The organism is Actinophytocola sp. (assembly GCF_035712165.1).
GTDB lineage: Bacteria > Actinomycetota > Actinomycetes > Mycobacteriales > Pseudonocardiaceae > DASYTH01.
Genome location: NZ_DASTBH010000239.1, coordinates 1 through 11,286, shown reverse-complemented (window position 1 = coordinate 11,286; position 11,286 = coordinate 1). Strand labels below are relative to the sequence as shown.

The 11,286-nt window shown below is 68.6% G+C and carries 15 protein-coding genes; 10 read left to right on the top strand and 5 right to left on the bottom strand.

Translation table 11 applies throughout. The annotated features are described in order from the left end of the window. Positions 1-53: 53 nt before the first annotated feature. Positions 54-773 carry a TetR/AcrR family transcriptional regulator gene (locus VFO68_RS13555; RefSeq protein ID WP_325158605.1) on the top strand — a complete coding sequence of 240 codons (720 nt, stop codon included), beginning with the start codon at positions 54-56 and terminating at the stop codon, positions 771-773. Here VFO68_RS13555 and VFO68_RS13550 read toward each other — a convergent pair. Then, positions 767-1,939, bottom strand: coding sequence for a hypothetical protein (locus VFO68_RS13550; RefSeq protein WP_325158604.1), 1,173 nt, complete (start codon positions 1,937-1,939; stop codon positions 767-769). The two genes, VFO68_RS13555 and VFO68_RS13550, sit on opposite strands and share 7 nt — an antisense overlap. 297 nt (positions 1,940-2,236) lie before the next feature. On the opposite strand from VFO68_RS13550, the gene VFO68_RS13545 reads away from it, so the two are divergent. The 4 genes from VFO68_RS13545 (at position 2,237) to VFO68_RS13530 (ending at position 3,555) form a co-directional block, all read left to right on the top strand. Further along, positions 2,237-2,455 (top strand): RGCVC family protein, encoded by a 219-nt coding sequence (locus VFO68_RS13545; protein ID WP_325158603.1) that lies wholly within the window; start codon positions 2,237-2,239, stop codon positions 2,453-2,455. Between the two features lie 7 nt (positions 2,456-2,462). Continuing rightward, positions 2,463-2,621 (top strand): DUF6307 family protein, encoded by a 159-nt coding sequence (locus tag VFO68_RS13540; protein WP_325158602.1) that lies wholly within the window; start codon positions 2,463-2,465, stop codon positions 2,619-2,621. Positions 2,622-2,707: 86 nt separating this feature from the next. Continuing rightward, the gene (locus VFO68_RS13535) at positions 2,708-3,157 is read left to right on the top strand and encodes a DUF5994 family protein (RefSeq protein WP_325158629.1); all 450 of its coding nucleotides are present in this window, start codon (positions 2,708-2,710) and stop codon (positions 3,155-3,157) included. Continuing rightward, on the top strand, positions 3,154-3,555 hold the full coding sequence (locus VFO68_RS13530) for an HPF/RaiA family ribosome-associated protein (RefSeq protein WP_325158601.1): 402 nt from the start codon (positions 3,154-3,156) through the stop codon (positions 3,553-3,555). Before VFO68_RS13535 ends, VFO68_RS13530 begins: the two co-directional genes overlap by 4 nt. Positions 3,556-3,565: 10 nt before the next feature. On the opposite strand, the gene VFO68_RS13525 is transcribed toward VFO68_RS13530, so the two are convergent. Continuing rightward, positions 3,566-4,057: a general stress protein gene (locus VFO68_RS13525; protein WP_325158600.1), complete on the bottom strand. Its 492-nt coding sequence runs from the start codon at positions 4,055-4,057 to the stop codon at positions 3,566-3,568. 229 nt (positions 4,058-4,286) lie between these two features. Here VFO68_RS13525 and VFO68_RS13520 point away from each other — a divergent pair, with 229 nt between their 5' ends. Then, positions 4,287-4,847: a DUF5994 family protein gene (locus tag VFO68_RS13520; RefSeq protein ID WP_325158628.1), complete on the top strand. Its 561-nt coding sequence runs from the start codon at positions 4,287-4,289 to the stop codon at positions 4,845-4,847. 49 nt (positions 4,848-4,896) lie between these two features. Here the strand turns inward: VFO68_RS13520 and VFO68_RS13515 are convergent, their stop codons facing one another. Both VFO68_RS13515 and VFO68_RS13510 read right to left on the bottom strand, forming a co-directional pair. Then, positions 4,897-6,471, bottom strand: a complete 1,575-nt coding sequence (locus tag VFO68_RS13515) for a fused response regulator/phosphatase (protein WP_325158599.1) — start codon at positions 6,469-6,471, stop codon at positions 4,897-4,899. Next, positions 6,468-6,884, bottom strand: a complete 417-nt coding sequence (locus tag VFO68_RS13510; RefSeq protein WP_325158598.1) for an STAS domain-containing protein — start codon at positions 6,882-6,884, stop codon at positions 6,468-6,470. The genes VFO68_RS13515 and VFO68_RS13510 overlap by 4 nt, the downstream gene beginning before the upstream one ends. 283 nt (positions 6,885-7,167) lie before the next feature. On the opposite strand from VFO68_RS13510, the gene VFO68_RS13505 reads away from it, so the two are divergent. Further along, positions 7,168-8,400 carry a PP2C family protein-serine/threonine phosphatase gene (locus tag VFO68_RS13505; protein ID WP_325158597.1) on the top strand — a complete coding sequence of 411 codons (1,233 nt, stop codon included), beginning with the start codon at positions 7,168-7,170 and terminating at the stop codon, positions 8,398-8,400. Positions 8,401-8,402: 2 nt separating this feature from the next. Here the strand turns inward: VFO68_RS13505 and VFO68_RS13500 are convergent, their stop codons facing one another. Then, a complete protein-coding gene (locus VFO68_RS13500) occupies positions 8,403-8,807 on the bottom strand; it encodes an ATP-binding protein (RefSeq protein WP_325158627.1) in 405 nt (134 codons plus the stop codon). A 328-nt stretch (positions 8,808-9,135) separates the two neighbouring features. Between VFO68_RS13500 and VFO68_RS13495 the strand changes: the two genes are divergently transcribed. The 3 genes from VFO68_RS13495 to VFO68_RS13485 form a co-directional block, all read left to right on the top strand. Continuing rightward, entirely contained in the window at positions 9,136-10,053 is a 918-nt protein-coding gene (locus tag VFO68_RS13495) for an acyl-CoA desaturase (RefSeq protein ID WP_325158596.1), read from the top strand. 132 nt (positions 10,054-10,185) lie between these two features. Further along, positions 10,186-10,653: an SRPBCC family protein gene (locus VFO68_RS13490; RefSeq protein ID WP_325158595.1), complete on the top strand. Its 468-nt coding sequence runs from the start codon at positions 10,186-10,188 to the stop codon at positions 10,651-10,653. Between the two features lie 261 nt (positions 10,654-10,914). Beyond that, the coding region (locus VFO68_RS13485; RefSeq protein WP_325158594.1) for an aldo/keto reductase at positions 10,915-11,286 on the top strand (372 nt) is incomplete at its 3' end.

The following is an 11,286-nucleotide window of genomic DNA, read 5'->3' as shown; positions in this document are numbered from 1 at the left end:
TGTTCACTGTATCGTGAACGACGTTCACAAGCAAATCTCGACGGGAGTGAACGGTGCCAGCCGAGGCCGACGCGACACTGTGGTTCAGCGCCCCCGAGGCCACCAGCCAGCGGCGACCCACGCTCACCCGGCAACGGGTGGTCACCGAAGCGCTCACGCTGATCGCCCAGGAAGGCGTCCCAGGGCTGACCATGCGCGCCCTCGCCGCCCGGCTCGACGTGGTCCCCGGCGCGCTCTACCGGCACGTGCGCAGCAAGGAAAGCCTGCAGGACCTCGTCCTGGACGGTGTGCTCGCCGAGGTCGACTGCGAGGTCGACCGCGCACTGCCCTGGACCGGGCAGATCACGGTGCTGGCGCATCGGTTGCGCGCGGTGCTGAGCGCTCACCCCGGGGTCGCCGCCCTGCTGACCACCCGCGACCCCCTCGGGCCGCACTCCCTTGCCCTCGCCGAGGCCTTCCTGCGCCCCCTACACGCCGCCGGGCTCGGCCACCGGCAGCTCGGTCACGCCTACTTTCTCATCGTCGGCTACACCGTCGGCTTCGAGATCGGCAACACCAGCACCTCGGCCAACCAGCAACGCGTCCACGATCCCGCCACCAGAAAGCAACTCCACCAGTTCTTCCGCGCGCTGCCCCCCGACCGCTTCCCCACCCTGGCCGCCCTCGGCCGCCACGTGTGGCTGGACAACCACGACAAACGGTTCGCAACCGGCCTCGACATACTTCTCGACGGGCTGAGCCAGCGAGCGAGCGGCGCGGTAGCCGGTCAGTAGCCGAACTGGGCTTCCAGCGCCCCGCGGCGGATGGCTACGTCGTCGGGGTCGTCGCCGAACACCAGTAGTTGAAGCGTGCTCTGCGCGACGGGGTTGTCGGTGCGGCGGGTGTCATGGCCGGCGATGACGATCAGGCCGCCGGCCGACAGCGCCGGTCGCAGTTCGGCGAGCAGCTCGGCGATCGGTGCGGCGACCGTCAGTTTCGCCGATTCGGCGGGCTGGTCGAGGGTGTCGGGCCGTACCGATCGCAGTGCCAGCAACGGGATGGTGCCGCTGGTGATCCGGAAGTTCAGGTCGAGGATGACGAGTTGGCCGTCCCAGCTTTGGACGCAGTCCAGGCCGCACAGGCCCCGGTATCCGAGGTCGGCCGCGCGCTGGGCGATCGCGACGCACTCGGCGAGCAACTCGGCCGGCGGTGCGGTGACCGGCCCGAATATGCCACCGACGTAGATGCCGGTGGCGTCGACGCGTTGTTCGGTGATGGCGAGCAGTCGCGCCCGGGCATCGACTCCGACGCAGAGCTGGATGCCCCAGTTGCGCCGGATCCGCAGGTATTCCTCGATCACGAACTCGCCGAGCACTCCGGTGAACGGGGGCAGCGTGATCTGTTCGCCCGCTTGGTGGAGGTACACGTCGAGGCTGCCGCCGTGCGCCTCGTCGGTCGCGGCCTTCAGTACCCAGGACCTGTCCGCCGGTGCCGCTTCGGGGAGTTGCCTACGCGCCACCACGCTGCGGCGCGCCTGGAAGCGCGGATCGACGAGGGTGCTGATGCTGGCCTTGTTGTTCAGGTGGCCGACGAGCCGCGCACTCTTGACGGTGCGGTCGTCCGGGCACAGCGTGGTCGGCTGCGGGTATTCCATCGAGATCAGCAGATCGTCGGCGATCGCCTCCCGCACGCGCGCGGTGAACTGCGCCTCGTCGCGGAAATCACGCAGGTCGGTGCTGACCGGCAAGCCGCCGTCGCGCAGCACCGCCAGCAGGCTCGGATCGGTGCCACCCGCGCTGCAGATGACCGGCGTGCCGGCGGCGACCGCGAGGGGTCTGGCGGACACCACGTCGCGGGTGTGGCGGTGCCTGCCCCGCGGCTCGGCAACCTCCAGCACCGGCCGCGCGCAGACGGCGACACCGGGACCGTAGACATCGGCCAGAGCACGGGGGGCGGCCACGGAAGGCGACAGCGGCGGGGAAAGGGTAATAGCGGATCTCCCGACGGTGCGGTCGAATAGTGATATGACAAGGAAGCGGACGCGCCCTGGGCGTGCGGAGCTCGCGAGCGGATTCGTGAGACCGGTGGACGAACAGCCCTCGACACCAGCATTCTACCTGGTCGGTCCAGTGTCGAGATCGATGGCTTCGTCGTGGCGCTGCCCGCGCGGTTGGCGAGTAGACTGTGAGTATCCGGACACGATGACATTCCCGTTTCGAGGTGCCAGCCACGCCGGCTAACCCAGAACCGGGACCTCATGCCAGTCCGTCAGCACCAGTCCACCGCTCCGATTGCTGAGCACCGACCCCCCGCCGCCGACGGTTCGGTCGCCGCGGAGTGTGCGGTATGCCCCCATCCCTGGGACTTTCACGATCGGATCGCGGCCCGCTACTGCACCGCGACGATCTCCGGGAAGTTCAACCGGGGTTGCGTCTGCACGGCTTACACCGACGCTGCCGAGATCCAACAGAAATGAGGACACGATGAGCACCAACGGAAAGTATGTCTCCCTGTACGACCTGAGGGTCAAGATGGTCCAGAAGGCGCTGCAGGACCACTCCACACTCGACGACAAGAGCTCGTTCGACCTTGCGGTGCATGTGCTGGACGCCCTGGACCACATCCCCGAGAAGTCGCGTTGACCGCGCGGGAAGCGTGGCCGACCTCGAACCCGGACACCCGCGCCGGTGAGCCGGCATCGCCGGCGCGCGAAGACGTGCGGTTACGGATGAAGCCGCACACGGCTACCCCCGGCCGTGTGGACGGGGCCTGGTGGCCGCGATCCCACGATCCAGCCAGGGAGTTCCCCGGACTCGTGCTGGCGATGAGCTCGTGGGTCGGCCCGGTCCGCCAGGTGGCCTACCACGTCGACGACTGGGACAAGACCACGCGCGAGCTGACCGTGGAGGACTGGTCGGTCACGTTGGTCGATTCTCCCGTGCTCGACGCGAACACGGTCGTGCTGACCGGCTCGAACCAGCGCCGGATGATGCTGCTGGTGGTGCCGCCGGACACACCCGGCGGCCTCGCCCGGGCCGTGCTGAGTTCGGCGGCCAGGTCGGACACCGTGGCCGGCGTCGAGGAGATCCTGATGAGCAACGGTATCCGGCTCGGCAGACGCACCGTCTCGGACACCCTGGGCCGGTCCGAGGTAGTGGAAACGGGGAGCCACACGTGAGCAGCCCCGGAAGCGGTGGCGCCGCACCGGACGACACTCGGCGCGACCCGAGCGTGATCGCCCAGCGGCTCAACCTGCCCACCGGGTTCCAGTGGTTCGAACGTGACTGGATCGTCCAACGTCTGGCAGCACTGGAGCCGAGGCTACGGTCCTTCCCGGACACCCAGGTCGAGTTGGAGATCAGGATCAAGGAACGCCACGGTGCCGGTCAACGGATCACGCTGGAGTGCTGGATCAGCCGCAATCCCCGGCTGCATCTGGTGTCCACCTCGTCGGCCCGGGATCTGACGGTCGCCGTCGGCGAGGTCCGGGACGACCTGATCCGGCAGATCGACGATGCCAAGACCAAGACGCGCACCGGGCACCGCGGCAACCACGCCCGGCGGCCCACACCGTAGCACCGCCGGTTCAGGCGGTCGCCGGGCCTTTCATCGCCAGTGCCGCAAGCAGGTTCCTGCCGCGTTCGGCAGTGCGCGGCTGACACAGCACGTCGTACCGGCTGGCGACGAGTTGGCTGTGCGAGACGAAGTCGCGTCGCCCGTTGGTCGCGGAGTACCTGAACGCGGCGGAGGCGACGCCGAATCCCACTCCGGAGACCAGGCCGATGAGGATCGGCAGCGCGCCGGCGCCGGTCGTCAACAGGCTCAACAGCAGGCCGACGAACAGACCGAGCCAGGCCCCGGAGGCCGCTCCCGCGCCCAGAACCCGCGCCCAGGTGAGCCGGCCGGCGACTCGTTCGACGATCATGGGCTCGACGCCGACGATCGTGATTCCCTGAACCGGAAAATTCTGGTCGGCGAGATGGCCGACCGCGCGCTCCGCGTCCTTGTACCTGTCGTAGGAACCGATCGGCCAGCCCTCCGGAAGAGTCGGCGGACTCATGGTCGGTGGGCGCTGCATGAATGCTCTCGTCACACCTGTATCAACGCTCAAATGCCACACGGTGATCGCGGATTCTGAGTCTTCACAGCTGATTCTCAGCTGGCTCGTTCGGGTCCACAGCAACCGATCATGACCGCCGCGGTGTAGTGTCCTTGGTGTCGAGGATATCTCGCATGTGGACGATCACGTCCGTGTCGTGCTCGACGACCCAGACCGGCCGTCGTTCGGCCGGGGACGGAGCACCGAGATGAATTCGGGCCCACACCTTCGCATCATCATCCCACCGGCCATAATGACCACTGAGCAGCCCCGGCGGAGACTTCGACTGAAGTTGAAGCCGAAGGCGCCCGCCACGGGGTACGTTGACGGAGCGTGGTGGCCCCGGTCACGGGACCTGTCTGCCGAATTGCCAGCATTGCTAGCGGTGCTGGCAATCCGGCTGGGTCGAGTCCTGCGGGTGAGCTACAACCTCACCGGGTGGGACGCCGCGCCGCGCCGCATCACCGTCGACGGACAACCGGTCCGACTCGGCGGCTTCCACTCTCAGGCCAACGACACGATGGACGTGATCGGGCCGAACGAGCCGCGCATCACCCTGCTCGTGATTCCGCCGCAGACCCGTCCGGAGGCGGCGCATCAGGTGCTGCTGCGAGCCTCCCGGCGAGGCAACATCGACAACCTCGGCGAGCTGCTCGCACCCACCGCCAGGACCGCGCCGGTTCCCGACACCGACCAGCCGCCCTGGCGGCTCGACGGTGGTCGCGGGTACGACCCCACGGTCATGTACCGAATTCCCCGGCAACGCTGAGCCGAACACCACCATCGACTGTCCCAAATGGACGATGTCCGACCGCGCGTCAGTCGGGGGGACCGGTGGGGTGGTTTCGGTGGAAGGCGAGCAGAGCGATGTCATCGCGGTTGTTCCGGCCGAAGCGGGCGAGCAGCCGGTCACAGAGGTGTTCGACGTTCTCGCCGGGAATCATTGAGGCGCGGAGGGTTTCGAGGTCCTCGTCGAGGGGGACCCCGCGGCGTTCGACGAGGCCGTCGGTCATGAGCACGACGGTGGTGCCGCGCGGGAGCGGGATCCGGGTCTCGTTGGGCCGGTCGACCCCGACGCCCAGCAGCGGTCCGCCGAGCGGGAGGTAGCGGGCGCCGGCGTGGTCGACGATCAGCGGGGGGAGATGCCCGGCGTTGGCGAGGGTGACGGCGCCGGTGTGCAGGTCGACGAGCAGGATGCAGAGTGTGGTGTAGCCGGTGGGGTGGAACCGGCACAGCATCTTGTCCAACTGGTGGATGATCTGCGCGGGTCCGTGGCCTTCGGCGGCGTAGGCGCGCAGAGCGTGGCGGACCTCGCCCATGATGGTTGCCGCTTCGATGGAGTGGCCGGTGACGTCGCCGATCGCGATCAGCATCGCGCCGTCGAGTTCGGCGACCTCGTAGAAGTCGCCGCCGACCTCGGTGTTGGCCGAAGCGGGGATGTAGCGCACGGCGACGGGCAGATCGGGGTGTTGGGGGAGATGGCTGGGCAGCAGGCCGCGTTGCAGGGTCAGGGCCAGGCGGTGCTCCCGGTCGTAGGCGCGCAGGCCCTGCGCGGCCAGGGCGCCCATCTGTCCCAGTTGCCGCAGCAGGTTGCGGTCTTCCGGCGTGGTGACCGTTTCGGCGGGTAGCGCGACGCACAGCGCCGGCTGGTCGGGTTTGGTGCGTGCCAGCACGGCGATGGTGTCCCGACCGAACCCCCTGGCGGTACCGACCTCGGCGCCGCCGCGGGTGCCGAGATGCGCGGCGGCGAGTTGTTCGAGGAGGGCCACCGGCTCGATGTGCACGTCGATGCGTTGCCCGGCGCCCGGTGTGGCGCCCCGGCACAGGGTGGTGGCCGATGCGGCGACCAGAACCTTCGCCGTACCGCCGAAGACGAGGGTGGCGCCGTGGGTGACCGCGGCGACCAGTTCCGGGAAGGTCTGTGCGCCGTTGATCGCCAGGCTGACGTCGGTCAGTTGGGTGAGCCGGTGAGCCAGCCGCTCGGCGGCGATGCGGGCGCGGGAGTAGCGCAGCGCCGCCTGCACGGTCGCGATGAGCTCACCCGGGTTGACCGGCTCGGTCAGGAAGGCGTCGGCGCCCTGGGCGCGGTCTTCGGTTTCGATGAACGACGCGGAGATGTGGATGACGGGCAGCGCCGCGGTGTCCGGGTGGGCCTTGATGCGCTCGCAGACGTCGAACCCGCTCATGTCCGGCAGCCGCGCGTCGAGGATGACCAGTTCGAACGGATGGTCGTGCACCATCGACAGGGCCTGGTCGCCAGTGCCGGCCACTACTACCTCGTGGCCGGCGCGGCGCAGCCACCGCGTCGTGATGTACCGGCTGGCCGCGGTGTCGTCGACGACGAGGATGCGGGCCGGCGGGGGCGGATCCGCGGTGCGCACTGAGCTGGTCATGTCGTCGGTCGGGATGGTTCGGGGGCGGCGAGTGCGTCGGGGCGGGACGGGTAGAGATCGAGGACGGTGTCCAGATGGGTGACCTGGAGGGGGAGCAGCGTGGTTCGGCTGGGTGCCACGATGCGCAGCGTGGTGTGCGGACCGGCGCGCTGGTATGTCTCCAGGAGTACGGAGATCCCGGCCGATCCCATGAACCGCACGGCCGTGAGGTCCACGATCAGGACCGGGGAGCGTTCGCGCAGGACAGCTTGAAGGGTGGCGAGCAGCCGGGGAGCGGTGAACGCGTCCAGCTCACCGCCGACGTCGACCACCACGGCCGGGAGGTGGTGGTGCACCTCGACAGTCAACGGAGGTGGTTCGCACAGGGCGGCCAGGGTGGCGTTGGTTTCCTGATCGAAGTTGGCAGGCTGCACGGGGTGCCCTCCCGGGTCGTGATCGCGTCGGGCGCGTCGCTTGCCGGGGTCTGGGGCAGCATCCAATGTGGCCACCTCCAGGTTACGCCGCTGGAGGGCGTCGGCAAGGCCTGCGACCAGGCTGGTCTGTCGGGGGTCGGCGAGGCCGGGAGTACGGTGAGGGGGTTCTTGGCGTGGGCCGGGATCCCGGCGGTGCTGCTTGGTCAGGTGGTTGCCGGATCTGCATGGAGCTGATGGCGGTGGACGATGCGTCGGTGTCGGTGCTGATCGAGGTGGCGGCGCCGTGACGGCCAGCCCGTTCGCCGGCCAACCGGCCCGAGAGCAATCGTGGGACGCGGCGCTGGCCGAGATCATCAACGGGGCCCACGTGGCCAGCGCGGACGATCTGGTGGACATCATCGACGGCGCGATGACCCGGCTGGGCCTGTCGCTCCAGCTGTATCTGGTCGATCTCGCGCAACGCCAGCTCAACCCGGTGCGCCCGCAGGCGGGCCCGCCGCTGGGGGTCGACGACTCCCTTGCCGGCCGGGCGTTTCGCCTGGTCGAGATCATTCCGGCGGACGCGGGGCAGCCCGGGCTGTGGGTGCCGCTGGTCGACGGCACCGAACGCCTCGGCGTTGTGCGCGTGGTCCTGCCCGCGCGCGCCGACCTCCACGACACCGAGATCCGCGAGCGCTGCTGGGTGCTCGCGGGGCTGATCGGGCACCTGGTGGCCGGCAAACTGCCCTACAGCGACCGGTTCCACCTGGTGCGTCGCACCCGACCGATGTCGGTGGCCGCTGAGCTGCTCTGGCAGCTGCTGCCGCCGCAGACCTTCGCCTGTTCGCACCTGGTGGTGGCCGCGGTGATGGAGCCCTACGACCGGGTGGGTGGGGACGGCTACGACTATGCCGTGGACGCCGACCGCGCCCATCTGGCCGTGTTCGACGCGGTGGGCCATGACGTGGCAGCCGGCCTGACCACCGCTCTGGCCCTGGCCGCGACCCGCAACGCGCGCCGGGCCGGGCAGGGTCTCTACGCCGCCGCCGCACAGGCCGACCAGGTCATCGCCGGGCAGGCCGGAATTCGCTTCGTCACCGCCCTGCTCGCCGATCTCGACCTGACCACCGGCGTGCTGCGCTATCTCAACGCCGGTCACCCACCCCCGGTGCTGATCCGCCGCGGCCAGATGATCAAGACCTTGCACAGTCCGGTCCGGCCGCCGCTGGGCCTGGGCCACCTGTCCCCGACGTCACCCCAGGTCGGTTCGGAGCAGCTCGAGCCCGGCGACCGGGTCCTGCTGCACACCGACGGCATCACCGAGGCGCGCGACCTGCGCGGAGCGGAGTTCGGGGTGGACCGGCTCGTCGACCTCGCCGAACGTCACCACCGCGGCGGACTGCCCGCACCGGAAACGCTGCGCCGCATCACCCATGCCGTACTGGACCACCAGCGTGGACACCTGCAGGACGACGCCACCCTGCTCCTGGCGGAATGGGCGCCCTCCGCCCCGGCCGGCCTGCTCCCCACGTTCTGACCTCAGTCGTGTCGGGGGAAGCGCGCGGTCAGGGCGGTGCCGTGGGAGGTCGGGACGAGATCGACCTGCGCGGCCAGTGCTCTGATCATCGGCAGGCCGTGCCCGCGGGGGCTGTCTTGTTCGGGGATCGAGTTTCTCCACTCGCCATGGTCGGTGACCGAGAACGACACCGTGTCCGGGTCCGCCATGATGGCGAGGTCCATCGTCCCCGGCGCGTCCCGGCGGCGGTAGGCGTGTTCGACGGAGTTGGTGAGTGCCTCGTGCGCGGCAAGGACGATGTCGGCACACATGGTCGGCGGGATGTCCTGGTCGGAGAGCCAGCGTTGCATCCGGTCACGCATCCACGGCAGCTGATCACCGTGCGCGGGCACGGTGATCGCCAGGAAGTTCGGGTCCGACCGCCTCATCACAGTGGTGGGGTGCCCAGATCCGCCGGGTTCACCCTCGAACGCGCCCGGATCCTCGTCGGGTCGTCGCGTGGCCCGATGACGGCGGCGACACCGCCCAGCACCGAGCCCTTCGCGGAACCATGCCGACCGCCGCGACGTTGACCGAATTGTTGTCGCACGTTCGACTGTGGCTCCCGCAGGTTTGAGCAGGTCCGAATGTGTGAACTCCTTCTGGTCACTCGAGTCCCCGGTGGCGAGTCCTGTTATGTGACGGCGTTACCGGGAGGTAGCAGTGACGAGCACGTTGGATCGGTCCGCGTCGGATTCCCGTCGCGGTGCGGAGCCGATGTTGGCGGGGGAGAAGACACCCCTGCAGATGTTCTTGGTGAAGGTGTTCGCGGTCGTGCCGTTGCTGGCGTTGGCGGCGGCGGTGCCGGTGGCGTGGGGGTGGGGGCTCGGGTGGGTCGACATCGGGCTGGCCGCGTTCTTCTACACGCTGACCTGTCTGGGTGTCACCGTCGGGTTCCACCGGTACTTCACCCACGGCGCGTTCAAGGCCCGGCGCGGCTTGCGGATCACGTTGGCCGTGGTGGGCAGCATGGCCATGCAGGGTCCGGTGATCGGCTGGGTGGCCGACCACCGTCGTCATCACGCCTATGCCGACCGGGAGGGTGACCCGCACTCCCCGTGGTTGTTCGGCACCTCGGCAGCGGCGCTGGCCAGGGGGTTCTGGCACGCCCACATGGGCTGGATGTTCGACCGGGAGCGCACCAACGCCCAACGGTTCGCCCCGGACCTGTTGGCTGATGCCGATATTCAACGGGTCGACCGGCTGTTCCCGTGGCTGACCGTGCTCACCCTGCTCGCGCCCGCGATGCTCGGCGGACTCATCACCCTGTCGCTCTGGGGTGCGCTGACCGCCTTCTTCTGGGCCAGCCTCGTGCGGGTGGCGGTGCTGCACCACGTGACGTGGTCGGTGAACTCGATCTGCCACATGATCGGTGAGCGGCCGTTCGAGTCCCGGGACAGGTCGGCCAACTTCTGGCCACTGGCCATCGCCTCGATGGGCGAGTCCTGGCACAACTCCCATCACGCCGACCCCACCTGTGCCCGCCACGGGGTCCAACGAGGGCAGCTGGACATCTCCGCCCGCGTCATCTGGGCCTTCGAAAAGCTCGGCTGGGCCAGCCAGGTCCGCTGGCCGAGAGCCGAACGCCTTGCCCGCAAGCTCAAGCGGCCCGCTCCCGGCCTGCTGAGCGGGTGACGTGCGCCTCCTTTCCCACCTAATTCGCCAACAATGCGCCGAAATGCAAATTGCCGAGTACAGTAGGAAATGTCGCTCCCTCGAGCGAACAATTTCTCACCTCCACCCCACAATTTTGGGAGGAACTATATTTTGAGCACGATCACCGAGTCGATCGACGTTGATGTCAACGTGACGACCGCGTACAACCAGTGGACCCAGTTCGAGTCCTTCCCCCGTTTCATGGAGGGGGTCGACACGATCAGCCAGGTCGACGACACCCATACACATTGGGTTGTCAGCATGGCGGGCGTCCAGCGGGAGTTCGACGCCACGATCACCGAACAGCACCCTGACGAGCGGGTGGCCTGGCGCTCCGACGATGGTCCTCAGCACGCCGGCGTCGTCACGTTCCGCCCCCTCGGCGATGCGACTACCCGGGTGACCGCGCAGATGGACATCGACCCGGACAGCTTCGTTGAGAACGCCGCCGACAAGCTCGGCATTCTCAACCGCCGGGTCAAGGGCGACATGGTCCGGTTCAAGGAGTTCATCGAGTCCCGTGGCACCGAGACCGGCCAGTGGCGCGGCGACACCGACCGCCCCGGCACAACCCACTGATCCACGAGGAAGGAACAGGTCAAGGACTGACCTGTCATGCGGGCCGGGCGATCATGCCCGGTCCGTACCGTGTTGTCACACAACCATTTCGTCGCGATCGGCGTGGCCGCCGCGCTCCGCCCCTGGCCGATAGGACGGCGGTGCCGCGAGTCGAACCGTCGAGAATGCGCCTTTCGGCATCAATTCGGGATCGGGTGTCTTCTCCGCAGACCCCTTGAGCACGCAAAGGGATTTGCGAGGCGCCGAAATGAGAAGCGTATTTTGTCAGCGATTGTTGGGTACTGCTCCTTCCCGGAAGTCGTGGTCGACACGGCCGGTTCGAACTTCAACACAGATCGAGACCCACCGTTCTACCAGCGCACCACCGACCAGCAGATCATGCGCGAGCACGGTGTCCGGATCGAGTCGTGGGGCCCGTTCGCGGAGGGCAAGAACAACCTGTTCGCCCACCCGGTGCTCAGCGCGATCGCCGAGGAGCACGGCAAGTCCGTGGCGCAGGTGGTGCTGCGCTGGCTGGTCCAGCGGGAGGTCGTGGTGATCCCCAAGTCCGTCCGCGCCGACCGGATGGCGCAGAACCTCGCCGTGTTCGACTTCGCCCTCACCGACGAGCAGATGACCCGCATCGCCGCCCTG

Bases quoted from the DNA above. Each gene is read 5' to 3' on its own strand.
- VFO68_RS13535 (WP_325158629.1), top strand. From the start codon at position 2,708: ATGAAGCCGCACACGGCTACCCCCGGCCGTGTGGACGGGGCCTGGTGG.
- VFO68_RS13520 (WP_325158628.1), top strand. From the start codon at position 4,287: ATGAATTCGGGCCCACACCTTCGCATCATCATCCCACCGGCCATAATG.
- VFO68_RS13500 (WP_325158627.1), bottom strand. From the start codon at position 8,807: ATGAGGCGGTCGGACCCGAACTTCCTGGCGATCACCGTGCCCGCGCAC.
- VFO68_RS13545 (WP_325158603.1), top strand. From the start codon at position 2,237: ATGCCAGTCCGTCAGCACCAGTCCACCGCTCCGATTGCTGAGCACCGA.
- VFO68_RS13495 (WP_325158596.1), top strand. From the start codon at position 9,136: ATGTTGGCGGGGGAGAAGACACCCCTGCAGATGTTCTTGGTGAAGGTG.
- VFO68_RS13515 (WP_325158599.1), bottom strand. From the start codon at position 6,471: ATGACCAGCTCAGTGCGCACCGCGGATCCGCCCCCGCCGGCCCGCATC.
- VFO68_RS13540 (WP_325158602.1), top strand. From the start codon at position 2,463: ATGAGCACCAACGGAAAGTATGTCTCCCTGTACGACCTGAGGGTCAAG.
- VFO68_RS13525 (WP_325158600.1), bottom strand. From the start codon at position 4,057: ATGCAGCGCCCACCGACCATGAGTCCGCCGACTCTTCCGGAGGGCTGG.